We start from the raw sequence: 24114 nt of genomic DNA on the forward strand, positions 1-24114 counted from the left end.
GCCCGCCCCTAGCGGAACCTCACCACGAAGCCGTCCTCCGGCCCGGTCGGGAAGCTCTGCAGGCTCACGCGCAGATCCTGCCCGTCCTCGACGTCGTACGGGTGCCCCGCGGCCAGGAGCTCCAGCGCCGCGGACAGCAGGTCGACGGTCGCCGGCTCGCCCGGGCACCGGTGGTCGCCTCCGTAGTGCCCGCCGCCCTGGGCGATGAAGCCGTTGCGGTCGACCGGCGACCGGAACCGCTCCGGATCGAAGCGGCCCGGCGCCTCCCAGTGCGAGCCGTGGTCCGTCGCGTAGAGGTCGAGCAGCATCCACTGCCCTGCGGGAAGCGTCTCGCCGCGGAAGTCCAGCTCCCGGCGGGCCCTTCCTCCGACCATCGGGAAGAACGGGTAGAAGCGCCGCACCTCGTTCGCGAACGCGACGCGCTCCTCCTGGTCGGCGAGCCGCTCCCGCCACTCCGGATGCCGGTGCAGCGCGAGCGCCGCCAGGACCACGAAGCGCCCCACCGCGACCGTGGGCCGCAGCACGTTGATCAGCTCCACCGCGGCGACCTCGACGGGCAGGAGGCCGCCGTCCTCCTTCTCGTGCGCGATCCGGTGCAGGGGAGTCGAGGAGGGTCCGGCCGTCCGGCTCGCCTCGATCAGGCCGCGCGCCCACCGCTCGGTCGAGCGGCGGCGGAGTCGCGCGGCCCAGTTGGGCGGGCCGAAGCGCCCGGCGTTGTCGATCATCGCCCGGAGCTCGTCCGTGCGCCGCAGCACCTCCTCCTCGTCGGCCTCGATGCCGGCCCACGACAGGACCGCGCGGCCCAGGACCTCCGCGGCGACGTCCTGGAGGCGGACCCGCTCGCCCGTCAGCCGGGCGGCGGACGCCTGCCACTCCCGCGCGAAGGCCGAGACCAGCCTCGACCGCTGCTCGGGCGTCTCCACCAGATCCAGGAACATGCGCTTCCGCCGCCGGTGCGGCTCGTCCTCGAGGGTCTGCACGCTGCCCTCGTCCTGCAGGAGGTGCAGCACCGAGCCGGGCAGCGCGCCCTCGCGGTCGAAGCGCCCGCCCTCGTAGAAGAAGCGCGCCGCCTCGATGCCGCGCGCCATGATCACCGGCCGTCCGAGGATCCGGGTGCGGAACGCGTCCGCGCCCACGTCGTCGAAGCGCCGCGTCCCGAAGAGGTAGCCGTCGGCGAGGACGGCCGCGCTGCTGTCGACCGCGGGGAGGACGGGGATCGAGGCGGCGATCAGCCGGCCGATCCCTCGGTGTCGTCGCCCTCGGCCTGCGAGGGCTTGTCGACGCCCGCGTCGTCGACGTGGTCGTGGTTCTGCGGGTTCTCCTGCGGCTGCTCGGTCCGGTCGGTCATGGTGCTCCTCTCGCGTCGGCGCGGTGCGCGCCTCGCGGCCACGGTAGGAAGAGCGTGGCGGACCCGGGTACCCCGTTGACTCGCGGGGGAGGGGCGGGCAGACTCCGCCGCCCTCAGCGCCTCCGCAGGAGGACCGGCGCGGTCGCCCAGACCACGGCGAGCAGCAGCAGCACGCCTCCGCCCGCCCAGAGGCCTGCCGGCCCGCCCAGCACTACGTCGAACACGAAGCCCACGACTCCGACGAACAGCAGCGATCCCGCCGCGAGGCACACCGTGACCACCCGGTTGCCGAACCGCACCAGCTCGGCCTTCCTCCGCCGCTGGAACAGCAGCCGGTGGGCGATGACGGGCGCCAGCGCCAGGATCGTGACGCACGCGGCGAGCAGGACGAGCACGAGGTAGAGCGCCACGTCGGGCGGCGCGAGGTCGGCGAAGCGCTGCTGGAAGCACAGCGTCAGCAGGAAGCCGCCCAGGATCTGCGTGCCGGTCTGCACGACCCGCAGCTCCTGCAGGATCTCGTTCCAGTTGCGGTCGGATCGCTCCTCCACCGTCTCGTCGCGACCGGAGTCGGGGGCGGAGGGGTCGACGGGTCGGTCGCTCATGGGACGAGGGTAGAGCTCAGGCGAGCAGGGACTCCGCCAGCGAGATCGCCCCGCGCACCCCGGACTCGTCGCCGAGGGCCGGGCGCACGATGCGGATCCGCCCGCCGCCCGTCCCCGTCGCTCCGGGCGCGCCCATCAGCCGCTCGACCTCGGCCTCGACCGCGGGGACGAGCCCCGGCGTCTTCGACACGCCTCCGCCGACGACCGCGAGCCGCACGCCCGCGACGTAGGCGAGCGTCGTGACGAGCTGCGCGAGGTAGTAGGAGCTGAAGCGGAGGTTGGCGGCCGCCTCCTCGGGGCCGAGGCGGGAGCCGTCGACCCCCCAGCGCGCCGAGATCGCGGGACCGGCGACCAGGCCCTCGAGGCAGTCGCCGTGGAACGGGCAGGTGCCGGCGAAGCCGTCCTCGGGGTGGCGGCGGGGCAGCAGGTGCGCGACCTCGGGCCAGCCGCTGCCGGCGAGGAGCCGTCCGCCCGCGATCACGCCGCCGCCGACTCCGGTGCCGACGGTCAGGTAGACGAAGTCGTCGACTCCGGTTCCGGCGCCCCAGCGGGCCTCGCCCAGGGCGGCTCCGTTGACGTCGGTGACCAGCGCGAGCCGCGCGCCCGGTGCGGCCGAGCCGATCGGGCCGAGGACGTCGGTGCCTTCCCAGCCGAGCTTCGGCGTGGAGGTGAGGTGTCCGTAGGTCGGCGAGCCGGGGTCGATGTCGAGCGGGCCGAAGGAGGCGACGCCGACCGCGGCGACGGTGCCGTCGACTCCGTGGCCGCTGACGAAGCCGGCCAGATCGGCGAGAGTCTCGGCGGGCCCGCGGGTCGGCAGGGTCGTCGTCGCGAGGATCCGCTCGGGATCAGCGGCGTCGGCGACCGCCGCGACGACCTTCGTGCCCCCGGTCTCGATGCCGACGAGGAGGGGACGGTCGGCGGTGGCGCTCATGGATCTCCAGGGCTCGTGCGGTGCGTCTCGGGTCTCAGCAGGCGGACAGCGAGCGCACCTGCGCCGACAGGGTCAGGGGGCTGCCGAGGAGCAGCACCTGATCGAGGTCGTGGCCCTGCATCTTCACGCGGGTGCTGCGCGGCAGGCAGGTCGGCTCGCTGAGGTAGAGCGGGGCGCCCTGTTTCGCGGCGACCGGGCCGACGGCCAGCGCGTCGGCGAAGCCGGTGGCGGTCGCGAGGTAGACGGTGTCGCCCAGCTCGGACGGCGGGAAGACGTCGTTGAGGCGTCGGCTGGTGTCGTGGCGGTCCGTCCCGGCGATGCGCGACACGGTGCCGGCGATCTTCGCGGCGCGCAGGTCTGCCTCGACGGCGGTCGAGATCGACGGCGCACCGCCGAGCAGCTGCACGGAGGAGGGGTCGAGTCCGGCGAGGGTGTCACGGGTCGGCTGGTCGAGGCGCGAGCGGGCGCCGTCGACGAGGAGGACGGGCTCGGCGCGGCGGCCGGCGATCGGCGCGACCGAGAGGGCGTCCGGGAAGTTGGTGCCGGTCGCGACGAAGACGTCCTCGTAGCTGCCGTCCGGGAAGGCGTCCTCGACGATCCGGCGTGAGGTGTCGTAGCGGTCGACGCCCTCGATGCGCTCGGTCGGGATCCCGAGGGCCTTCACCTGCTGGAGCACCGACTCGCTCACGGAGAGGGCGCTGCCGACCACGACGATCCGCTGCGGGGCGAGGCGGCGCAGCTCGGCCGCCACCACGGCGGGCAGGACGCTCGGGTCGGTGAGCAGGAGGGCGCCGCCCTGCTTCGCGGCGGCGGGGCCGGCGCTCAGCGCGTCCGGCCAGTTCGCTCCGCTGGCGAGGTAGACGACGGGGGCGCCGTCGGCGAATCCGGAGGCGGTCACCGCGACGGCGGTCGCGTACCGGTCGGTCCCGGCGAGGCGGGCGACGTCGGAGGAGTAGGCGGACGGGAAGAAGTCGATGCCGCTGCGGCCGCCCGGCGGCACGGAGACGACCGCGCGCTCGTCGAGGCGGGCCAGGCGCGAGAAGTACTGGTCGTCGTAGGCGGGGTACCCCGGCTCCACGAGGCGCAGGAGGTAGTCGCCGGCGGGCAGGGCGAGGTCGCTCGTGTCCCACGCGCGGGCGGCGCCGGGGGCTCCGGTGACGGGGACGGTGTCGAAGAGCGAGTACGTCCCTCCGTCGACCCACCAGGCCTGCACGTCGAAGGAGGGGGAGGAGACGCCCGGGACCGCGTCGGCGGTGATCGATCCGGACAGCTCAGCGGTGCGCAGGAGGGAGATGGCGACGGACTCGTCGGTCCCCCGGGTCGTCCTCGCGGCCTCGGCGACCGGGGTGTCGCCGAACCAGGTCGGGTACCAGTCGTCGCTGCCGATCAGGTTCGCGCGGACGGTGAGGGGCTCGCCGCCGGGAACGGGGAGGGAGAAGTCGGCGCCCGTGTCCGCCTCGGCGACCACGTCCCCCTCGGCGTTCTGGACCTGGACGTAGAAGGACGGGTTCGCGGGGGCGGGGTGCTCCTCGTCGGCGTCGCGGAGCGCGATGGTGCCGGACAGGACGACCTCGGCGGCCGCCTCCTGCGCGGCGCTCGCGCCCGGGAGATCGGGGGCGGCGACGGCCGGACCGGCGGCGAGGCCGGCCAGCAGGAGAGCGGAGACGCCGATCGCGGCGAGGGGGCGTGCGGGCACGGCGGGCCTTTCGGCAGGATCCGCGGGAGGCCGCGGCGGACACGGTGTCTGAATGCTAGCCGCCGCCCGCCTCCGGGCGAGGGCGGATGTCGGCGGGATGGGCCCCCGTCCGGGGGACGATGGTGGTGGATTCCCGGGCCGCCGGAGGAGTCCGCGCGAGCAGGCTCGCCCCGGCGACCCGCGTCGGATCCCCTACTTGACGACCGCTGCGGTGGCGGCGGAGGTGCGCGTCGCCGTCGTGTAGTCGGCCTTCTTGCCGGTGACGGTCACCGTGATCTTCTTCCCCACCGTGGCGCTGGTCGGCTTGTAGGTGGCGGAGGTCGCCCCGGAGATCGCGGTGCCGTTCGCCTTCCACTGGTAGGTGAGGGCCACCGGCGAGGGACCCCAGGTGCCCGGCTTGGCGGTCAGGGTGGAGCCGACCTTCGCGGTGCCGGTGATCGTCGGGGTCGCGGCGGAGAGGGTGCCCGCCACCACGGCGCTCGTCTTCGCGGAGGTCTTCGTCACAGCGGTGAATCCGGACTTCGACCCCGTGACCGTCACAGTGATCGTCTTCCCGAGAGTGGCGCCGGTCGGCGTGTACGTCGCGGACGTCGCCCCGCTCAGAGCGGTGCCGTTCGCCTTCCACTGGTAGGCGAGGGCGACGGGGGAGGGACCCCAGGTGCCGGGCTTCGCGGTGAGGGTCGAGCCGACCTTCGCCGTGCCGCTGATGGTCGGCGTCGCGGCGGTGATCGCGCCGCCGGTCACGGCAGCGGTCCCGGAGGAGACCCGCGTGGTCGAGACGTAGCCCGACTTCGAGCCCGTGACGGCGACGGTGATCACCCTGCCCGCGTCGCCCGCGACCGGACGGTACGTGGTGCCGGTCGCCCCGCTGATCGCGGTGCCGTTCGCGCGCCACTGGTACGCGAGTGCCACGGGGGAGGGACCCCAGGTGCCGGCGCTCGCCGTGAGCGTCGAGCCGACCGCGGCGGTGCCGGTGACGGTCGGCGTCGCGGCGGTGAGGGCGGTGCCGCCGATGCGCACGACGGTCGATGCCGCCCCGCTGTCGCCTCCGGCGTTGATCGCGCCGACGCTCATCGTGTAGGTGGCGCCCGCCGCCAGGTGCGTGAACGTGAAGGAGCGGGCGGTGGCGGCGACCGTCGTCGACCACGGACCGGCGCCCGCGTTGTCGACGCCGTTGCGCGAGACGCGGTAGCCGGTGATCGCCGGGTTGCCGGCCGACTCCGGAGGCGCCCAGGAGATCGTCGCGGATCGCACGCTGTCGTTCGTGGTGCCGGCGACGCGCGTGGGGACGGACGGAGCGAAGTAGGCGTCGGCGGTGCGGGTGACCGTTGCCGCTTCGCTGGTGCCGATCGCGTTGATCGCCTGAACGGTGAAGGTGTAGGAGGTGTTCGGGCGCAGGTTCGTGAACGTCTGCGAGCGGCGGTCGGCGGAGACGACGGTCGACCAGGGGCCGCTGCCGGACGCGTCGGTGCCGTTGCGGCTGACCCTGTAGCCCGTGATGTCGGTGCCGCCGTCGGCGTAGGGCGCCTCCCATGAAACGGTCATCGACGTGCCGCTGGGCTCCGCGTATGCGAATTCAGGAGCAGCCGGACGGGTGGTGCCGGTGCCGAAGGAGACACAGCTCTTTGGAGAGTCGAGGTAGTCGGCATAGTCGGCACTTTCCGACCTGAAGTACCAGGACGCAGCCCAGATGCAGTATTCGTAGCGATGGCCAGCGGCCACATCGAGATTCTGCGAGGTTGTGGTCAGGGAGTACTCGACGACGTAGCCGCTGCCGTTGCCCCAGTCATCGTCGTAACTCGCAATATCGTCGAGCGTGGCGTGGTACTCATCGAAGGAGCACGCTTCCCCGTTGATCGACGGCCGCTTCCACCGGGCGGAAGCCAGTGCTGTGGATTCGTCGTAGGCCACCGAGAGCTCGGCCGGCGCAGGGACGTTCCAGTAATGGTAGAGACCGGTGCTAGTCGGGATGCTCTGGGTCGATGATGCGACTAGTTTCTGGCCGTACTCGCCGCCGGAGAACGAGGCGTTGAAATCAGTCACACTCGCAACTTCGATGGTATAGCCATTCACATCGCGAGGTAAGTCGAAAGAGACCGATGTTGCGTTCGATACTTCCGTCAGGGCTGTCGTATACGAGTCGGTGTCCCCATATCGCGTCGTGTAAATCGTGTAGATGTGCACGCGATAGCCGGCGACCTTCTGCGCGGGTGCCGTCCACGAGATGGTGACGGCGTCCGTGCAGCTGTTGTCAGACGCGACGACGTTCGTCGGCGCAGCCGGCGAGCCCGCGGCCTGGGCCGGGGTCGCGACGAAGAGGGAGAGGAGCAGGGCGAGGAAAAGGGAGACGCTGAGGGTCTTCGTTCGCATGGAGGAGGGCATCCGGATTCGTCGGAGCGAGAAGGCCGACGACTGTCGGGCCGGAGGGATCGTCCCATGCCGCTTATCGCTGCACTAAGTCCCCCATTCAGGGCAGAATTCGGCGGATTTCACAGATGTCATCAGCGCGATGACAAGAGTGAGGGATAAGGCCTTCTCGCCGAGAGGCGTTCAGTCGTCCCTCCGAAAACCCGTGCCTCAGGGTGAGAAAGAGGAGCCGCGGCGGCAGCACAGCGCCCCGCGCGAGAACCGCGGCGTTTTCCCGCGCTGCACCCACCGTTCACGCGCGTTCCGTGCGCCCCGCGGCGAGAACCGCACGATCGGCGCGTGCAAGACTGGGCGCGAGCGTGCTCCATCCCGCTGCGTCATGCGCGGGGCACGGAGCCACTGGACCCGGTCCGCTCATCCGCATCCTTTCGCAGGAGGACTCGAATGACCGATACCGCCGTGCTCGCCGAGGCACCCGCCCGAACCCCCGTCGCGAAGACGATCCTGATGTGCCGTCCCGAGCACTTCACCGTCGTCTACCGCATCAATCCGTGGATGGACCCGCAGGTCCCCACCGACACCTCCCTCGCCGTCCGGCAGTGGCAGACCCTCCACGACACCTACGCCGACCTCGGCTTCACGATCGAGCTGATCGAGCCCGAGGCCGGACTGCCGGACATGGTCTACGCAGCCAACGGCGGATTCGTGATCGACGGCATCGCCTACGGTGCCTCCTTCACCTACCCCGAGCGCCAGCCCGAGGGCCCGGCGTACATGGACTGGTTCCGCTCGGCCGGCTTCGACGTCCGCGTCCCCGAGGAGGTCAACGAGGGCGAGGGCGACTTCCTCCTCGTCGGCGAGCGGATCCTCGCCGGCACGGGCTTCCGCTCCGCCTCCGACTCGCACGCCGAGGTCGCCCGCGTCTTCGGCCGCGAGGTCGTCACGCTCGAGCTCGTGAACCCGTCGTTCTACCACCTCGACACCGCGATCGCCGTGCTCGACGACACGAACATCGCCTACCTTCCGAGCGCGTTCAGCGAGGAGGGCAACCGCACCCTCCGCGAGCTCTACCCCGACGCGATCCTCGTCTCGGAGGAGGACGCGTCCGTGCTCGGGCTGAACTCCTTCTCCGACGGCCTCAACGTCGTCATCGCGTCCCGTGCGACGGGCTTCGAGCGCCAGCTGCGCGAGCGCGGCTACAACCCGATCGGCGTCGACCTGTCCGAGCTGCTGCTCGGCGGCGGCGGCGTGAAGTGCTGCACGCTCGAGCTGCGCCGCTGACCCACTCCCCGTGGTCGGCGACCAGCAGCGCCGACCCACCCTCCACTGTCCACGATCCGTCGCACTCGACGCCGAGTGCGACGACTCCTGGAGAGTCGATCGTCCCCTCAGGAGGAACGACATGAGCATCACCGACACCGACACCGCCCGCTCCGCCGCCCTCATCGCCGCGGAGGAGGAGCACGCCGCCCACAACTACCACCCGCTGCCCGTCGTCGCGGCCACCGGCGACGGCGCCTGGATCACCGACGTCGAGGGCGTCCGCTACCTCGACTGCCTCGCCGCCTACTCCGCCGTGAACTTCGGCCACTCGCACCCGGTGCTGCTGGAGGCGGCCCGCGAGCAGCTCGGCCGCGTCACCCTGACCAGCCGCGCGTTCCACAACGACCGCCTCGGCCCGTTCGTCACGGCGCTCGCCGCGCTCGCCGGCAAGGACATGGTCCTGCCGATGAACACGGGCGCGGAGGCGGTCGAGTCGGGCATCAAGGTCGCCCGCGCCTGGGGCTACCGGGTCAAGGGCGTCGCTCCGGGCCGGGCGAACATCATCGTCGCGGCGGGCAACTTCCACGGTCGCACGACCACGATCATCTCGTTCAGCGACGACGCGGAGGCGCGCGACGGCTTCGCTCCGTTCACGCCCGGATTCCGCACGGTCCCGTTCGGCGACGCGGAAGCCCTCGAGGCCGCGATCGACGACGACACCGTGGCGGTGCTGATCGAGCCGATCCAGGGCGAGGCGGGCATCGTCGTGCCGCCGGCCGACTACCTCCCGGCCGTCCGCGAGATCACCGCGCGCCGCAACGTCCTCTTCATCGCGGATGAGATCCAGTCCGGCCTCGGCCGCACCGGCGCCACCTTCGCCTGCGACCTGGTCGGAGTCGTCCCCGACGTCTACCTGCTCGGCAAGGCGCTCGGCGGCGGCATCGTCCCCGTCTCGGCCGTGGTCGCGGACGCCGACGTGCTCGGCGTCCTGCAGCCGGGCCAGCACGGCTCCACCTTCGGCGGCAACCCGCTCGCCGCGGCCGTCGGCCTCGCAGTCGTCGAGATGCTCGCGACCGGCGAGTACCAGGCCCTCGCCCGCGAGCGCGGCGCCCAGCTGCACGCGCGCCTCGAGGCGCTGATCGGCCGGGGAGTAGTCGCCGTCCGCGGCGCCGGACTCTGGGCCGGCATCGACATCGACCCGCGGCTCGCCTCGGGCCGCGCCGTCTGCGAGGCCCTGATGGCCCGCGGGGTGCTGGCCAAGGACACGCACGGCTCGACGATCCGCCTGGCGCCGCCGCTCGTGGTCACCGCTGCCGAGATCGACTTCGCCGTCGACGAGCTGGAGGCCGTGCTCGAGTCGCTGCGCTGAGGCGCACCGTCCTCCCTCCCTCCGCGAGATGCCGTTCCGGTCCGCGACGCGCTGTGTCCGGCGTGCCCGAACGGCATCCCGCGGGAGGGGGAGGGACGTGTTGAGACGGGACGTCTCGACGTCGCGGCAGGCCGTCGCCGCTCTGCGATACTCGCGCGATGAGCACACCTCTCCCGCCGGAGAACACCCCGCCCTCGTCCCCCGACCAACCCGCCGCAGGCCCCGCCTACGGCACGGCGACCCTCCCTCCCCGCCCCCGCGCGACCGGCCCGACCGGCCTCGCCATCGCCGCACTCGTCGTCGGCATCGTCGCGTTCCTCGTCGGCCTCGTGCCGGTCTTCGGAGCACTCGTCGGGATCGCCGCCGTCATCCTGGGCATCCTCGCCCTCCGCCGCGGTCAGTCGAAGGCGATGTCGATCACCGGCGTCGTCCTCGGCGGTCTGGCCGTCCTCGCCTCGCTCCTGACGACGATCGGCTTCGGAGCCGCCGTGAACTCCGCCTCGAGCGACCGCCCGGCGGCCGTGATCGTCGAGTCGTCCGAGCCCACGACCGCTCCCGTCGTGCCGGCCACGGAGGAGGCGGAGGTCGTCGAGACGGCGGAGCCCGCACCCGTCGAGACGGCGGAGCCCGCACCCGTCGAGACGGTCGCCCCTGCCCCGGCGCCTGTCGAGACGGCGGCTGCTGCGCAGGTCTCGCCCGAGTTCGCCTCGGCACTCATCAAGGCGCAGAGCTACTCCGAGATGCTCCACATGAGCAAGGCGGGCCTGTACGGCCAGCTCACCTCCGAGTACGGGGAGCAGTTCTCGCCCGAGGCCGCGCAGTACGCGGTGGATACCGTCTCCGCCGACTGGAACGCCAACGCGCTGGCGAAGGCCAAGGACTACCAGGCCCAGATGGCGATGGCGCCGGAGGCCATCCGCGACCAGCTGACCAGCGAGTACGGGGAGCAGTTCACGAGCGACGAGGCCGACTACGCCATCGCGCACCTGAACGACTAGTCCCACTCGGACCGTCGCGGCACTGCGCGGCCACTGAGCGGGTCCTCCCGGAGCGCGCCGCCGTCCGTCGCCCACGACCCGGGCGACGGGGGGCGGCGGACCACCGGAGCCGGTTCAGGCCAGGACGGCGAGGGTGACGGGGAGCGCCTCGCTCCACCTGCCGGTCAGCCGCTCCTCGCCCTCGAGGAACGGCGGCGCGAGGACCCGCGCGAGGACGAGAGTCAGACCGTCGGCCGAGGTCGTGGTGGTCCGTGCGTCGCTGCGGACGAGCACCGTCGACGGCGGCCCGGACGCTCCGACGCCTGATCCGCTGCCCTGCACCGTCGCGGTCGGCGGGCGGACGATGCGCTGCCCGTCCTCCTCGAAATGCTGCTCGACCTCCCGGGCGCCGGTGCGGATCGCCGTGGCGAAGGCGGCGATCGCGACGGGGTCGCCGGCACCGTCGTAGACCCAGCGACGACCGAGGACGGTGTGCTCGACGGTCGCGAGGAGATGCGCGTCACCGCCGGCGAGAGGCGAGCCGCGGTAGGTCAGCGGCACCTGGAGCGGCGGCTGCCCGGTCGACTGGACGATCAGCGTCTCCACTCCCACCTCGCCATCGGGGTCGTCGAACCGGTAGGCGCCGAGCAGCGTGAATCCGCCGCCCTCGCACCAGGGCTGCGTCGGCGCCCATGCCTCCACGATCTCGAGCTTCCCGGGGGTGATCGTCGCACGGTGCAGAAGGGCCATGCACCGAGAGTAGAGCCGGCCGATCCGTCCGGAGGAGTGCCCGTCAGCGAGCGGCGCCCGCCGTCGCCGACTCGGGCAGGCTGCTCATCGGGAGCGTGTACTCGCCCTTGAGCGCCGAGATCCAGACGGTGGTCGGGGCGACGGCGGCGAAGTTCGAGTTGAGCAGCGCCATCAGCGTGGTGTGCAGGGAGTGCGCGTCGATCGAGCCCGCGTCGTTCGCGATCGCGATCGCGCCCGTCGCGTCCGAGAGGACCTCGGCGCGGAGCCCGTGCGTCTCGGCCTCGGCGGCCGAGGCGAGGATGCAGTTGTTGGTCATGTAGCCGACGAGGGTGATCGTGTCGACGTCGTGCTCGCGGAGCCAGTCGAGCAGGTCGGTCCCCGCGAAGACCGTGCCGAACCGCTTCGTGACGTTCTTCCACGAGTCCGAGCGGCGCTTCTCGATCTCCGGGTGCAGCGCGAAGGACGGACCCGACGGGTCGAAGATCGGCGCTCCCTCGCCCGCGCTGTGCTGGACGACGGCGATCGGGAGGCCCGCGGCGGCGGCGGAGTCGAGGGCGGCGGCGATCCTCGGCAGCGACTGCGCGTGCGGCGGGTACTGGATCTCGAGCGGACCGCTGAAGTACTCCTGCTGCACGTCGACGAGGATCAGTGCGCGGCGCGGTGTAGTCATGAGGGGCTCCCATCGGTGGCGGACGTCCCCGATCCTCCCGCCCGGGGCTGGGAGCGGCGGTCAGCCACGCGGCCCGCGACCCGGTCGTGGGCGCAGGCCCACACCTCCTCGTGCTCGAGCGGAGTGAGGACGCCGGCGTCGAGCAGCCTGTCGGCCCGCCGCAGCGCGGCAGCGATCGCCGCCTGCTCGGCGACGGCGGGGGAGTCGACGTCCGCGATCACGAGCCGACGGGCGCAGGCCCGGCGGAGGCGGCGGGTCGAGCGGGCCGAGAGGAGCAGGAGCGACGCGGTCGGCAGGGCGAGCGCGGCCAGCAGGAGGAGCGGCAGCCGGTCGAGCGCGAGCGTCCCGACGGCGCCGGCGGCCGTCACGGCCACGACCAGCTGCGGACCGGCCGCGTGCAGGCGGAGGCGCCTCCGCTCCTCGGCGGAGGTGCCGGGCGCGAAGACGACGAGCTCGCTCCGGACGACGCCGTACCGGCTCGCACCGACGGTGTGGCGGCCCCAGCGGGGGCCGGCGTCGAGGAGGCGGAGGAGCAGGTGCACGAGCGACATCGTCGGCCTGCGACGGCGGGTGCGAGGGGATCCTGACGGAACGCGGACGCGCACCGGGCCGATCCGCACGGTCCGCTCGCGCGACGCTCACGATGCCCTCACGACCCCCTCACGACGCGGGATCGCGCGTCGACGTCCCTCCCCAGCCGATTACCCGTGAGGAAAGCGTGAGGATCCGCTCATTCCGGGCGGGCGCGCTCCTCACGGCGAGTAGAAACATCCAGTGACCTCTTCCGTCGTCCGTGGCGACCCCGACGCCCTCGAACCCTCCCCCCTCTCCTCCGCGCGCGCGGGCGGGGTGAAGGCGTGGCTCCTCGAGGGCCTCCGCGACGACTCCGGAGCGCACCCCGGCCCCCACGCGGCCACCGGCAGGACGCACTCGTGGTGGCGCGTCATGTGCCTCACGGGCGTCGACTACTTCTCCACCCTCGGCTACCAGCCGGCGATCGCGGCGCTCGCCGCGGGCCTCGTCTCTCCGCTCGCGACGATCGTCCTGGTGGTGCTGACGCTCCTCGGCGCGCTCCCCGTCTACCGCCGCGTGGCCCGCGAGAGCTTCCGCGGCGAGGGGTCGATCGCGATGCTCGAGCGCCTGCTGCCCTGGTGGGGCGGCAAGCTCTTCGTGCTCGTGCTGCTGGGGTTCGCGGCCACCGACTTCATGATCACGATCACGCTCTCGGCGGCCGACGCGACGGCGCACGCGGTCGAGAACCCGTTCGCCCCCGCCTGGTTCCACGGGGCGGAGGTGCCGCTCACGCTGGGGCTGATCGCCCTGCTGGGGATCGTGTTCCTGCGCGGGTTCCGCGAGGCCATCTCGATCGCGGTCGTGCTCGTGGCCGTGTTCCTCCTGCTCAACGCGATCGTGATCGCCGTGGCGATCGGGCACGTGGCCGAGAACCCCGTCGTCATCGGCGACTGGTGGTCGGCGCTCACGACCCAGCACGGGAATCCGCTGGTCATGGTCGGCATCGCGCTCATCGTGTTCCCCAAGCTCGCGCTCGGGCTCTCCGGCTTCGAGACCGGGGTCGCTGTCATGCCGCAGATCCGCGGCGACGCGGGCGACACCGAGGACGCCCCCGTCGGCCGCATCCGCGGGGCGAAGCGGCTGCTCATCACCGCCGCCGTCACGATGTCGGCGTTCCTCATCACCTCGAGCTTCGTCACCACGCTGCTCATCCCGCAGGCGCAGTTCCAGCCGGGCGGCGAGGCCAACGGCCGCGCGCTGGCCTACCTCGCGCACGAGTACCTCGGCGAGGGCTTCGGCACGGTCTACGACGTCGCGACGATCTGCATCCTCTGGTTCGCGGGCGCCTCCGCGCTGGCCGGCCTGCTCAACATCGTCCCGCGCTACCTGCCCCGCTACGGCATGGCGCCGCAGTGGGCCGGCGCCGTCCGTCCGCTCGTGCTGGTCTTCACCGTCGTCGCCTTCGTCATCACGATCCTCTTCCGCGCCGACGTCGACGCGCAGGGCGGGGCCTACGCGACCGGCGTGCTGGTGCTGATCACCTCCGCGTCCGTCGCCGTGTTCCTCTCGGCGAAGCGCAGGAAGCAGCGCAAGCGCGCCGTGGGCTTCGCGGTCATCGCGCTGGTCTTCGTCTACACGACGGTCGTGAACGTGGTCGAGAGGCCCGACGGCGTGAGGATCGCGGCGGTCTTCATCGTCGGCATCCTCGCGGTCTCGCTCGTCTCGCGCGTGCACCGCTCGTTCCAGCTGCGCGCCACCTCCGTGGTGTTCGACGCCGCCGCGATCGACTTCCTCACCACGGACGCCGACGACTACGGCGTGATCCGCATCCTCGCGAACGAGCCCGACGACGGCTCCGAGGCGGAGTACCGGGACAAGCTGGCGGAGGAGCAGCGCGACAGCAACCTGCCGATGCGCGGCCCGGTGCTCTTCCTCGAGGTGCACACCACCGACTCCTCCGACTTCGAGGAGGACCTGGTCGTGCAGGGCCGCGTCTGCCACGGCTTCCGCGTGCTGACGGTGACCAGCGGCAACATCCCGAACACCATCGCCACGGTGCTGCTCGAGATCCGCGACCTCACCGGCGTGATCCCGGACGTCTACTTCGAGTGGACCGAGGGCGGCCCCATCTCGAACATGTTCCGCTTCCTCATCACCGGCACCGGCGAGGTCGCCCCCGTCACCCGCGAGGTCCTCCGCCGCGCGGAGTCCCGCCGCGACCGCCGGCCTGGCGTGCACGTGGGCTGACGCCTGCTGCGCGGCCGGGGCGTGGCGGCGCCGAGGTGCCGCTCCTGCTGCAGGATGCCGCCGAGACGCCGCTCCGTCATCGAGACACCGCTGCAGGAGCGGTGCGTCGGCGGAGGAGGCGGCGTCCCGGCGCGCGGCGGCCCCGTAGCGTGGGCGCGGGCACCCGTCGGGGCGCCGACACCGACGAACGGACGACGATGACCCTCGAGGACCAGCGCGCGCACATCCTGACCGGCGCCGTGTACGACGACATGACCCCCGAGCTGGTCGCCGCGCGCGAGCGGGCGGTCCTCGCCTCGAACGCGTACAACGCGAGCTTCGGGCGTCCCCCGGTCGAGCGGGAGGCTCTGCTCCGCGAGCTCGTCGCCTCGGTGGGCGCGGACGCGCACCTCGAGCCGACGTTCCGGTGCGAGTTCGGGTTCAACATCACGATCGGCGACCGCTTCTACGCGAACTTCGACTGCATCCTGCTCGACGGCGCCCCCATCACGATCGGCGACGACGTGCTGTTCGGCCCGCGCGTCTCGATCTACACGTCGAACCACGCCCTCGACCCGGCCGAGCGCGCCGCCGGCGCCTGCACCGCGAAGCCGGTCGTCGTCGGCGACGGCGTCTGGATCGGCGGCGGCGTCACGATCAACCAGGGCGTCACCATCGGCGACGGGGCCGTGATCGGCTCGGGCAGCGTCGTCACCCGCGACGTTCCTCCGCTCACCATCGCGGCCGGCGTCCCCGCCCGCGTCCTCCGCTCGATCACCCCCGACGACCGGACCGGCTACCGCCCGGCCCACTGACGGCGGCCCGCGCCGGCTCCGAGACGTCGGCCCCGAGACGCCTCAGGACGGCTCCCGGCCTCGCGGCGATCCGCCCTCAGGACTTCACGGTCGACAGAGGCTCGGTGATGCTCTCGAGGCTGCGGCGCTCGGCGTCGACGCCGAAGATCAGGGCGATCACGCCGCCGAGGATCATCACGGCGGCGCCGACGAAGTAGCCGATCGTCAGCGGACCGCGGTCGCTGCCGTCGCCGATCAGGGCGCCGTAGAGGGCGGGGGCGACCGCTCCGGCGATCTGGCCGAGGGTGAAGAAGTACGAGATCGCCTGGCTGCGCAGCTCGAGCGGGAAGATCTCGCTCACGGTGAGGTAGGCGCTCGAGGCTCCGGCGGAGGCGAAGAAGAACGACACGCACCAGAGGATCGTCTGCGTCGTCGCGGTCAGGACGTCCATGCTGAAGAGGACCGCCGAGACGGCCAGGACCGCTCCCGAGACGCCGTAGGTGAGGAAGATCATCTTCCGCCGGCCCCACACGTCGAACAGGTGGCCGAGCACCAGCGGCCCGACGAGGTTGCCGATCGCGAACGGGAAGAAGAAGTACGAGATCGCGCTCTGCTCGACTCCGTAGAAGTTCTCGAGCACCAGAGCGTAGGTGAAGAAGATCGCGTTGTAGAGGAACGACTGGGTGATCATCATCGTCGCGCCCACCAGCGTCCGCTTCGGGTACTGCCGCAGCAGCACCCGGGCGATGGTGCGGAACGGGATGCTCTCCGTCGCCTTCACGGTGATCGCCTTCGCGTCGTCGACAGGCTCGAGCACGCCGCCCTCCGCCTCCACTCGGCGCTCGATCTCGTCGACGGTGCGCTCCGCCTCCTCCTCGCGGCCGTGCGTCATCAGCCAGCGCGGGCTCTCGGGGATGTGGCGGCGGAGGTAGATGATCGCCAGTCCGAGGATCGGGCCGAGGAAGAAGCCGAGGCGCCAGCCGACGTTCTCGGCGAAGAGCGCGTCGTTCAGGAAGAACAGGTTGGCCGCGGAGCCCAGAGCCGCGCCGCCCCAGTAGGTGCCGTTGATCGCGATGTCGACGCGGCCGCGGTACTTGGAGGGGATGAGCTCGTCGATCGCGGAGTTGATCGCCGCGTACTCGCCGCCGATCCCCATGCCCGCGAAGAAGCGGAACACGGCGAGGAAGACGTAGTTCGGCGCGAGTCCCGCCAGGCCGCTGGCGACCAGGTAGATGACGAGCGTCAGGATGAACAGCTTGCGCCGCCCGAGCTTGTCGCTCAGCCGCCCGAAGATCAGGGCGCCCGCGATCTGGCCGCACAGGTAGATCGTGCCGAGCAGGCCGACCTCGAAGGCCGAGAGCCCGAACTCCTTCGCGAAGCCGGCGGAGGCGACGATCTGGATCTCGAGGCCGTCGAGCACCCACGAGAAGCCGAGGCCGACGACGATCGACCAGTGGAAGCGGGTCCAGGGGAGCCTGTCGATGCGGGCGGGCACGAGGCTCCGGACCGGGCCGCGCGGACTGGTGGATGTCGACATGGCGAGCGCCTTCCTGTCGCCCCGGCGTCGTTGCGGAGGAACGCTGTCCCGAGCGCGGCGAGACGACACTAGACCCGCGGGCGGCTCCATATCGCCGGGCTATTCACCCCTTGTCACGGACCGCCGAGCGGGTGTATTCCGGGGACCGGTGCCCACCCGGGGGCGGAGCGCGGCGCGGAGCTCATCGGTACGGATCCGGAGCGAGGCGCGGTGGACGCGAGCCCGGATCCGTCCCGCGGGGCCTGACACCGCCCGCCTCCTCGGCCTAGCGTGGAGGCATGATCGACGCGACGCCCGCGGGCACCCCCACCTACGTCCTCAGCGAGGGGCCCGTCTGGGATCCGGACACCGCCCGCCTCACCTGGGTCGACATCGAGGCCGGCGCGGTCCTGTCCGCCCCCGTCACCGCGGAGGGGATCGGAGCGATCTCGCGCACCGACGTCGGCGAGCAGGTCGGCGCCGCGCTGCCCCTGGGCGACGGGCGGACGCTCGTCGCGCTGACCCGACGGCTCGCGATCCTGGAGGTCGACGGCTCCCTCACGCGCGGCTCCGAGCTGCTGCCGGAGGGGCACCGCTTCAACGACGGCACGATCGACCCGCAGGGGCGCCTCCTGGTCGGCTCGCTGACCCTCGGCGAGTCGGCGGGCGACGACGTCCTGCTGCGCATCGAGCACGACGGATCCGTCACCGTGCTCGACGACGACCTGCGGCTCTCGAACGGACTCGGCTTCTCGCCGGACGGCTCCGTGCTGTACTCGGCCGACACCGAGTCGGGCGTGATCCACCGCCGCTCCTACGCGGACGCCGAGCACGGCCCGCGCGAGCCCTTCGTCGAGCTCGAGGAGGGCGTGTTCGCCGACGGACTGACCGTGGACGCCGACGGCCGCGTGTGGGTCGCGGTCTGGGGCGGGAGCGGCGTCCGCGTGTTCGAGGCCGACGGCAGCCCGGTCGAGGGCGAGGGCATCAGGATCGACGCCCCGCACTCCTCCAGCATCGCCTTCGCGGGGGAGGACCTGGACATCGCGGTCGTCACCTCCGCCTCGCGCGACCTCTCGGCGGACGAGCGGGCGCGTCATCCGCACGCCGGCGGACTGTGGATCGCGCAGCCCGGAGCCCGCGGCCGCGCCGCCACGCGCTGGGTGGAGGGCCCTCTGCCCTAGGCGCGGCCGGTCGCCCGTCAGACGGCGGGCGCCGTCGGCGGGCTCGGCTCCGATGCGGGCTGCGGCACGAGGGTCAGCCGCGAGATGCGGTAGCGGTCCGTCTCGGCCACGCGGAGCAGGTGGTCGCCGACGAGCACGGAGTCGCCCACGACGGCCACACGGCCGATCCGGTCGAGGACGAACCCGCCGACCGTCTCGTACGGACCCTCGGGCAGCTCGATGCCCAGCTGCTCCGCCAGGTCCTCGAGGATCATCCCGCCGTCGACGTCGTGCAGCTGCTCGGCCGCCTTCGCGTCGACCGCCTGGCGGGCGCCGTCGTACTCGTCGTAGATCTCGCCGACGAGCTCCTCGAGCAGGTCCTCCAGCGTGATGATGCCGTCGGTCCCTCCGTACTCGTCGATGACGACGGCGATCTGGTGGCCGTCCTGCCGCATGGTGCGCAGGGCCGCGAGCACCTTCGTCGTACCGGGGACCGCGAGGATCGGGCGGGTGATGTCGGCGACGCTGCTCGCGGTGCCGGCGCGGCCCGCCTCCGGGAACGCGGACATCAGGTCGCGCACGTGGACGAAGCCGAGCACGTCGTCGAAGTCGTCGCCGACCACCGGGTAGCGCGAGTGCGGCTGGTCGAGGACCGCCGCGTAGCCCTCGGCCACGCTGAGCGCGCCGCGGAGGAAGTCGACGTCCGGGCGCGGGCGCATCACCTCGGCGACGCGGCGGTCGTCCGCGCGGAAGATGTCGGTGAGCAGCCGGCGGCTGTCCTCGTGGATCTCGGTGTTGCTGGAGATCATGTCGCGCACCTCGTCGGCCGAGACGCTCTCGCCCTTCTCGCGCGGGTCGGCGCCGAGGAGGCGGACGACGGCGTCGGTCGAGACGGACAGCAGCCAGATCACGGGGCGCATCAGGCGCGCCAGGGCGTTGAGCGGGGGCGCGAGGGCCTTGGTGAACGCGACGGACTTCTGCATCGCCAGGCGCTTGGGGACCAGCTCGCCCAGCACCAGGGAGAGGTACGCGATGACGAGGGTCATCAGGATCAGGGCGACGGTCGAGGCGGCGGAGGCCGAGAGGCCGAGCGACTGCAGCGGAGGCACGAGGTCGGGCGCGATGGTCGAGGCGCCGTACGCCGAGGAGAAGAAGCCGGCGAGCGTGACACCGATCTGGACCGCGGAGAGGAACGTGTTGGGATTGCGGACGAGCTCGGCGATGCGCCGGCCGCGCTCGCTGCCGGCCTCGATCGCGCGGACCTGGCTCTCGCGGAGGCTGACGATGGCCATCTCGGTGCCCGCGAAGACGCCTCCGAGGAGGACGAACAGCACGACGAGGCCGATGTTGAGGAGGGTGTCGAGATCCACGCCGACCAGAGTAGGGATGCCGGCCGTGAGAACGCCTCGTGGACTCTCAGGGAGTGGGTCGGGCGGGGCGACGCCCCGCCCGCCCGCTCAGGACGCGTCGGCCGGGCGCACGCCGATCGTGAGGATGAGGTTCGCGTAGATGCGGCGGTCGCCCGAGGCGATGGTGAGCGCGACGTCGGGCGTGCGCGCCTCGGCGTAGAAGGCGTGCCGCTCGAGCGAGGTGAAGGGGACGCCGTCGAGGGACCGGCGGAAGGCGTCCTGCGCGGGGACGTCGATCCCGGGCGCGGGGGTCATGACCGTCGCCTCCTCGACGACGATCGCCGAGAGAAGGGCGTCGAGGATCTCGTCGACGGTCAGCATGTCGGGCCGGAGGTTCAGGTGCACCAGGGCGGAGTTCGGTCCGAGCGTGGTGCCGACGGGGTAGTTGCCGTCGGCGATGAGGACGCGGGAGCCGTGGCCCGCGCGGGCGAGCGCGTGCAGGATCTCGGGGTGGAGGAGGGTCGTGGTCAGCAAGAGGAGCTCCTAGAGGTCGTGGAGGTGGGCGACGGACGAGCCGGCGAGCAGGCGGCCGGGGAGCCTCCGCTCCTGGGGGCCGGGCTGCTCCGCCCCGGAGTCGAGGCGGAGGCGGACGAGGGCGGCGGCCTCGGCGGCGATCGCCTCCGTCGGCTGGGCGATCGTGGTCAGGTGCGGGCGGACCACGCGGGCCAGCTCGACGTTGTCGAAGCCGACGACGGAGAGGTCCGTCGGCACGCGCAGCCCGGAGTCGCCGAGGGCGATCAGGGCGCCGACCGTCAGCTCGCGGTTGCTCGCGAACAGGGCGGTCGGCCGGGGGCTCAGGGCGAGGATCCGCTCGACGGCGGCGACCCCGCTCTCGACCGTCAGCGGGCCGCGCACCACGGCGTCGGCGGCGGGGTGCACGCCGCGCTCGGCCAGGGCGGCGAGGAAGCCGGCGGTCCGCTCCCGGGTGGAGGACACTCCGTCCTCCCCGCCGAGCACCGCGATCGAGCGGTGGCCGTGGTCGAGGAGGTGGCGGGCGGCGGAGGCGCCGGCGCCCGCGTTGTCGAGCGCGACGCGATCGGTGACCAGTGCGTCGTCGATCCAGTCGACGGCCACCACGGGGGTGCCCTGCTCGGAGGCGCGGCGCAGCGCGTCGACGTCGCCCGCGGACGGCACCGCCACGATCCCGTCGACCATCTTCTCGAGCAGCAGGTCGACCGCGGCTCCCGGCTCGGGGCGGCTCACGCCGACCAGCACGCCGATGCCCTCTCCGCGCAGGGCCCGCTCGAGGCCCGCGATGATCGAGAGGTGGAACTCGTTGTCGAGGGCGGGCAGCAGCACTCCGACCGTGCGGGAGCGCCGCGAGCGCAGGCCTCGAGCGAAGCCGTTGACGCGGAAGCCGACCTCGGCGGCCGCCGCCTCGATCGCCGCCCGGTTCTCGGGGCGCACGGGGAGCCCGTTGTAGTGCTTCGAGATGGTCGAGAGCGAGAGGCCGGTCAGCCGCTGCAGGTCCTTGTAGGTGGCCACGTCACAGGGTGGCGCGGGGCGAGCCGTAGCCGCTCCAGCCCGGGATCGTGCCGTCGGCGTCCCACAGGTCGAGCCAGCCGGTGCTGCCGGGCCAGAGGAAGACCTGGCCCTTGATCAGCCGGTTGTTGCGCTCGGCGCCGCGCAGCGCCTCCTGCTCCTCGGCCGTGAGCACCAGGGAGGCGGCGGCCAGGTTCGCCTCGATCTGCTCCGGCTTCACCGCGAACGGGATCGGGATCTGGCCGCGGTTCACCGCCCAGGCGAGGCACACGACGGCCGGATGCACGCCCCGCTCCTCGGCGATCGCCCGCACCGCGGGGTGCTCGATGTCGACGATGTCGCCCTCCACCCGGTCGCGCTCCGGCCGCGACGGCGAGCCCAGCGGCGAGTAGCCGATCGGCTGGATGCGGTGGTCGAGGCAGAAGCGGAACAGCTCCGGCTGCTGGAAGCAGGGGTGCAGCTCCATCTCGTTCAGCTGCGGGGCGATGCGGACGTCGGCGAGGATCCGCTCGAGCTTGGGGATGGTGACGTTGGAGGTGCCGAGGTGCCGGACGAGGCCCCGGTCGACCAGGCTCTCGAGCGCTCGCCAGGTCTCGAGGAACGCCTCGTGGACGTACGGGCGGGCGTGCGGATCGCGTGCGTCGGTCTCGGCGTGCGGCGGGTGGTGATTGGGGAAGGGCCAGTGCACGAAGACGGCGTCGAGCACGTCGAGGCCGAGATCGGCGAGCGAGCGCTCGACGGAGGCGACGGCCGCCGCGGGCTCGTGCGCGTCGTTCCAGATCTTCGACATGACGAAGAGCTCGTCGCGGTCGACTCCGGAGTCGGCGATCGCCCGGCCGACGCGCGGCTCGTTGCCGTAGACGGTGGCGCAGTCGAGGAGGCGGAAGCCGGCGCGGAGGGAGTGCTCGACCGCGAGGCCGACGGTCTCGGCGTCGTAGCGGTCGGAGCCGAACGTCCCGGCGCCGATCGCGGGGATGCGGCTGCCGCTCGCGAGGACGCGGTGGCTCGGCGGAGTGGGGGCCATGCGGATCCTCCTGGTGCGGCGGTGGGGGCGAAACGTTGCGCTTCACGGTAGGCGGGGGAGGGCGGTGACGTCAACGATGCCGTCGACTGGTGTGCGTAACGTTTCGTGCGGTGGGTGCTTTCGTCCTCCGTTCCTGCCCCGCCTCCCTCGAGAGTCCAGTAGTTGTCGCACTCGAGCGCGACTGCGACGACTCCTGGACTGTCGAGAAGAGCCCCGCCCCTCCGCTCACACCAGCCGGCGCGACTCCTCCGTGACCACGCGGAACCAGCGCGCGCCGTAGCCGTCGAGGGGCACCGACACGGCGCCGTCCTCGTCGAGCGGGAGCGACTCGCCGCCGAGGGAGTCGACCAGCCGCGCCCCGGCGGGGGTGTCGGGGAGCGTCAGGTCCGCCGTGCGCGGGTTCGACGCCAGATTATGCACCGCGACGGTCGTGCCGGTCGACGCGGACATCCGGTGCGCGAGCACGCTCGGCTCGTCGCAGGGGAGGTGCGTGTACTCGCCCCAGCCGATCTCCGGCGACCGCCGGTACAGCCAGGCGAGGCCCTTCACGTGGGCCAGGATCGAGTCCGGATCCTGGAGCTGCGCGGCCGCGTTCACGTGCTCGGGTCCGAAGCCGCCGCCGGGAGGGGCGGCGATCAGGTCGGAGGCGTCGGCGCGCGAGAACCCGCCGTTGGCAGCGCTGCTCCACTGCATCGGGGTCCGCACGGCGCTGCGGCCCGGGATGTCGGCGTTCTCGCCCATCCCGATCTCCTCGCCGTAGTAGAGCACCGGGGTCCCGGGCAGCGAGAAGACGAGGCTGTGGACCAGGCGGACGCGGCGCGGGTCGCCGTCGACCATCGGCGGGAGGCGGCGGACGATGCCGCGCCCGTGGATCCGCTGCGACTGCTCCGGAGCGAACGCCGCGAAGACCTCGTCGCGCTCGTCGTCGCTCAGCTGGTCGAGGGTGAGCTCGTCGTGGTTGCGCGCGAAGTTCGCCCACTGGCTGCCGACGGAGATCTCGGGGCGGCTCGCGAGCGCCTCGACGAGAGGCGCCGCCTCCTCCCGGGCCAGCGCGAGGTAGAGGCGCTGGTTGCCGATGAAGTCGAACTGCATCGACAGCTCGTCCGCGTCCTCGCCGCCGAAGAAGCCGAGCTGCTCCTCGCGGGTCACGTTGACCTCGCCCAGCAGCATCGCCTCGCCGGAGCGCCGCGAGACGAAGCGGCGCAGCAGGCGCAGCCACTCGTGCTCGTCGCGTTCGCCGGGCTCGATCAGGTACGGCACCGCGTCGACCCGGAAGCCGTCGACGCCCAGCTGCAGCCAGAATCCGATGAGCTTCGCGATCTCGTCGCGCACGGCCGGGTTCTCGGTGTTGAGGTCGGGCTGGTGCCGGTAGAAGTGGTGCAGGTAGTACTGGCCCGCCTCCTCGTCGCGGAACCAGACGCCGTCCTCCGCGTCCGGGAACACGTTCGCGGGCTGGTCGGCGGGCGGCTCGTCGCGCCAGACGTAGTAGTCGCGGTACGGGCTGTCGCGAGAGGAGCGGGCGGCCTGGAACCAGGGGTGCTGGTCCGAGGTGTGGTTGACGACGAGGTCGACGATCACACGCATCCCGCGGTCGTGGGCGGTCCGGATCACCTCGACGACGTCGCCGTGGTGCCCGAAGCGCTCGTCCACTCCGTAGAAGTCGCTGATGTCGTAGCCGTTGTCGCGGCCGGGGGACCGGTAGAACGGCGCGAGCCAGAGGCAGCTGACGCCGAGCTCGGCCAGGTAGTCGATCCGGTGGACGAGGCCCTCGAGGTCGCCGACGCCGTCGTCGTCCCAGTCCATGAACGTCTTCACGTCGAGGTTGTAGAAGACGGCGGTGCGCCACCACAGGTCGCTCGTGTCGGTGACCCTCATGCGCGGGGCTCCGGGCGGGAGGAGGCGGAGGGTGCGGGGGTGAGTGGCGCGGGCGCGGTTGTGAGCGTGCGGGTGGCGGCGGTGCGGGTGGCGGCGGTGCGGGTGGCGGCGTGCGGGTGCTCGTGATGCGTCACGGAGGGGC

At 72.4% G+C, this 24114-nt stretch carries 20 protein-coding genes; 6 read left to right on the forward strand and 14 right to left on the reverse strand.

The window, feature by feature from the left end:
• Positions 1-8: 8 nt before the first annotated feature.
• The 5 genes from C5C35_RS11005 to C5C35_RS11025 all read right to left on the reverse strand — a co-directional run bounded on the left by C5C35_RS11005 (position 9) and on the right by C5C35_RS11025 (position 6947).
• Positions 9-1136: a cytochrome P450 gene (locus tag C5C35_RS11005; protein WP_104263107.1), complete on the reverse strand. Its 1128-nt coding sequence runs from the start codon at positions 1134-1136 to the stop codon at positions 9-11.
• A 325-nt stretch (positions 1137-1461) separates the two neighbouring features.
• The gene (locus C5C35_RS11010; RefSeq protein ID WP_104223741.1) at positions 1462-1950 is read right to left on the reverse strand and encodes a DUF6328 family protein; all 489 of its coding nucleotides are present in this window, start codon (positions 1948-1950) and stop codon (positions 1462-1464) included.
• Between the two features lie 16 nt (positions 1951-1966).
• Positions 1967-2881 carry an ROK family protein gene (locus C5C35_RS11015; protein WP_104223740.1) on the reverse strand — a complete coding sequence of 305 codons (915 nt, stop codon included), beginning with the start codon at positions 2879-2881 and terminating at the stop codon, positions 1967-1969.
• A gap of 34 nt (positions 2882-2915) precedes the next feature.
• Complete coding sequence (locus C5C35_RS11020; RefSeq protein ID WP_104263108.1) at positions 2916-4577, reverse strand: cell wall-binding repeat-containing protein; 1662 nt, start codon at positions 4575-4577, stop codon at positions 2916-2918.
• A 192-nt stretch (positions 4578-4769) separates the two neighbouring features.
• Entirely contained in the window at positions 4770-6947 is a 2178-nt protein-coding gene (locus tag C5C35_RS11025; RefSeq protein WP_181134945.1) for a fibronectin type III domain-containing protein, read from the reverse strand.
• 441 nt (positions 6948-7388) lie between these two features.
• On the opposite strand from C5C35_RS11025, the gene ddaH reads away from it, so the two are divergent.
• The 3 genes from ddaH (at position 7389) to C5C35_RS11040 (ending at position 10574) form a co-directional block, all read left to right on the forward strand.
• Entirely contained in the window at positions 7389-8225 is an 837-nt protein-coding gene (gene ddaH / locus C5C35_RS11030; RefSeq protein WP_104260862.1) for a dimethylargininase, read from the forward strand.
• Positions 8226-8346: 121 nt separating this feature from the next.
• Positions 8347-9576, forward strand: coding sequence for an ornithine--oxo-acid transaminase (rocD, locus tag C5C35_RS11035; protein WP_181133842.1), 1230 nt, complete (start codon positions 8347-8349; stop codon positions 9574-9576).
• Positions 9577-9734: 158 nt separating this feature from the next.
• Positions 9735-10574, forward strand: coding sequence for an Ltp family lipoprotein (locus C5C35_RS11040; RefSeq protein ID WP_104263110.1), 840 nt, complete (start codon positions 9735-9737; stop codon positions 10572-10574).
• A gap of 114 nt (positions 10575-10688) precedes the next feature.
• Here the strand turns inward: C5C35_RS11040 and C5C35_RS11045 are convergent, their stop codons facing one another.
• The 3 genes from C5C35_RS11045 to C5C35_RS11055 are packed head-to-tail and all read right to left on the reverse strand — an operon-like array spanning position 10689 to position 12524.
• The gene (locus tag C5C35_RS11045; protein WP_104263111.1) at positions 10689-11303 is read right to left on the reverse strand and encodes a hypothetical protein; all 615 of its coding nucleotides are present in this window, start codon (positions 11301-11303) and stop codon (positions 10689-10691) included.
• A gap of 43 nt (positions 11304-11346) precedes the next feature.
• The gene (locus tag C5C35_RS11050) at positions 11347-11973 is read right to left on the reverse strand and encodes an isochorismatase family protein (protein WP_104256665.1); all 627 of its coding nucleotides are present in this window, start codon (positions 11971-11973) and stop codon (positions 11347-11349) included.
• Positions 11970-12524 carry a DUF6611 family protein gene (locus tag C5C35_RS11055; RefSeq protein WP_104263112.1) on the reverse strand — a complete coding sequence of 185 codons (555 nt, stop codon included), beginning with the start codon at positions 12522-12524 and terminating at the stop codon, positions 11970-11972. Before C5C35_RS11055 ends, C5C35_RS11050 begins: the two co-directional genes overlap by 4 nt.
• Before the next feature lie 223 nt (positions 12525-12747).
• On the opposite strand from C5C35_RS11055, the gene C5C35_RS11060 reads away from it, so the two are divergent.
• Together C5C35_RS11060 and C5C35_RS11065 are read left to right on the forward strand one after the other, a co-directional pair.
• Positions 12748-14733, forward strand: a complete 1986-nt coding sequence (locus C5C35_RS11060; protein WP_374953119.1) for an amino acid permease — start codon at positions 12748-12750, stop codon at positions 14731-14733.
• Positions 14734-14930: 197 nt separating this feature from the next.
• Positions 14931-15527 (forward strand): sugar O-acetyltransferase, encoded by a 597-nt coding sequence (locus tag C5C35_RS11065; protein ID WP_104248278.1) that lies wholly within the window; start codon positions 14931-14933, stop codon positions 15525-15527.
• Positions 15528-15603: 76 nt separating this feature from the next.
• On the opposite strand, the gene C5C35_RS11070 is transcribed toward C5C35_RS11065, so the two are convergent.
• Positions 15604-17043: an MFS transporter gene (locus C5C35_RS11070; protein WP_104225083.1), complete on the reverse strand. Its 1440-nt coding sequence runs from the start codon at positions 17041-17043 to the stop codon at positions 15604-15606.
• A gap of 278 nt (positions 17044-17321) precedes the next feature.
• Here C5C35_RS11070 and C5C35_RS11075 point away from each other — a divergent pair, with 278 nt between their 5' ends.
• Positions 17322-18203 carry an SMP-30/gluconolactonase/LRE family protein gene (locus tag C5C35_RS11075; RefSeq protein ID WP_104239634.1) on the forward strand — a complete coding sequence of 294 codons (882 nt, stop codon included), beginning with the start codon at positions 17322-17324 and terminating at the stop codon, positions 18201-18203.
• Positions 18204-18220: 17 nt separating this feature from the next.
• Here the strand turns inward: C5C35_RS11075 and C5C35_RS11080 are convergent, their stop codons facing one another.
• From C5C35_RS11080 to C5C35_RS11100, 5 genes are all read right to left on the reverse strand, one after another.
• The gene (locus C5C35_RS11080) at positions 18221-19552 is read right to left on the reverse strand and encodes a hemolysin family protein (protein WP_104233863.1); all 1332 of its coding nucleotides are present in this window, start codon (positions 19550-19552) and stop codon (positions 18221-18223) included.
• An 87-nt stretch (positions 19553-19639) separates the two neighbouring features.
• Entirely contained in the window at positions 19640-20065 is a 426-nt protein-coding gene (locus C5C35_RS11085) for an RbsD/FucU family protein (RefSeq protein WP_104225080.1), read from the reverse strand.
• Between the two features lie 9 nt (positions 20066-20074).
• Positions 20075-21076, reverse strand: coding sequence for a LacI family DNA-binding transcriptional regulator (locus C5C35_RS11090; protein WP_104261685.1), 1002 nt, complete (start codon positions 21074-21076; stop codon positions 20075-20077).
• A 1-nt stretch (position 21077) separates the two neighbouring features.
• Positions 21078-22097, reverse strand: coding sequence for an aldo/keto reductase (locus tag C5C35_RS11095; RefSeq protein WP_104261686.1), 1020 nt, complete (start codon positions 22095-22097; stop codon positions 21078-21080).
• 225 nt (positions 22098-22322) lie between these two features.
• A complete protein-coding gene (locus C5C35_RS11100) occupies positions 22323-23972 on the reverse strand; it encodes an alpha-amylase family protein (protein ID WP_104263113.1) in 1650 nt (549 codons plus the stop codon).
• Positions 23973-24114: the final 142 nt, after the last annotated feature.

It is taken from the genome of Rathayibacter sp. AY1F8 (assembly GCF_002932165.1).
In the GTDB taxonomy this organism is placed as follows: domain Bacteria; phylum Actinomycetota; class Actinomycetes; order Actinomycetales; family Microbacteriaceae; genus Rathayibacter.

Coding starts and splice junctions, on each gene's coding strand:
- ddaH (WP_104260862.1), top strand. CDS start 7,389: ATGACCGATACCGCCGTGCTCGCCGAGGCACCCGCCCGAACCCCCGTC.
- C5C35_RS11050 (WP_104256665.1), bottom strand. CDS start 11,973: ATGACTACACCGCGCCGCGCACTGATCCTCGTCGACGTGCAGCAGGAG.
- C5C35_RS11095 (WP_104261686.1), bottom strand. CDS start 22,097: ATGGCCCCCACTCCGCCGAGCCACCGCGTCCTCGCGAGCGGCAGCCGC.
- rocD (WP_181133842.1), top strand. CDS start 8,347: ATGAGCATCACCGACACCGACACCGCCCGCTCCGCCGCCCTCATCGCC.
- C5C35_RS11075 (WP_104239634.1), top strand. CDS start 17,322: ATGATCGACGCGACGCCCGCGGGCACCCCCACCTACGTCCTCAGCGAG.
- C5C35_RS11025 (WP_181134945.1), bottom strand. CDS start 6,947: ATGCGAACGAAGACCCTCAGCGTCTCCCTTTTCCTCGCCCTGCTCCTC.
- C5C35_RS11055 (WP_104263112.1), bottom strand. CDS start 12,524: ATGTCGCTCGTGCACCTGCTCCTCCGCCTCCTCGACGCCGGCCCCCGC.
- C5C35_RS11040 (WP_104263110.1), top strand. CDS start 9,735: ATGAGCACACCTCTCCCGCCGGAGAACACCCCGCCCTCGTCCCCCGAC.
- C5C35_RS11065 (WP_104248278.1), top strand. CDS start 14,931: ATGACCCTCGAGGACCAGCGCGCGCACATCCTGACCGGCGCCGTGTAC.
- C5C35_RS11045 (WP_104263111.1), bottom strand. CDS start 11,303: ATGGCCCTTCTGCACCGTGCGACGATCACCCCCGGGAAGCTCGAGATC.
- C5C35_RS11010 (WP_104223741.1), bottom strand. CDS start 1,950: ATGAGCGACCGACCCGTCGACCCCTCCGCCCCCGACTCCGGTCGCGAC.
- C5C35_RS11100 (WP_104263113.1), bottom strand. CDS start 23,972: ATGAGGGTCACCGACACGAGCGACCTGTGGTGGCGCACCGCCGTCTTC.
- C5C35_RS11015 (WP_104223740.1), bottom strand. CDS start 2,881: ATGAGCGCCACCGCCGACCGTCCCCTCCTCGTCGGCATCGAGACCGGG.
- C5C35_RS11070 (WP_104225083.1), bottom strand. CDS start 17,043: ATGTCGACATCCACCAGTCCGCGCGGCCCGGTCCGGAGCCTCGTGCCC.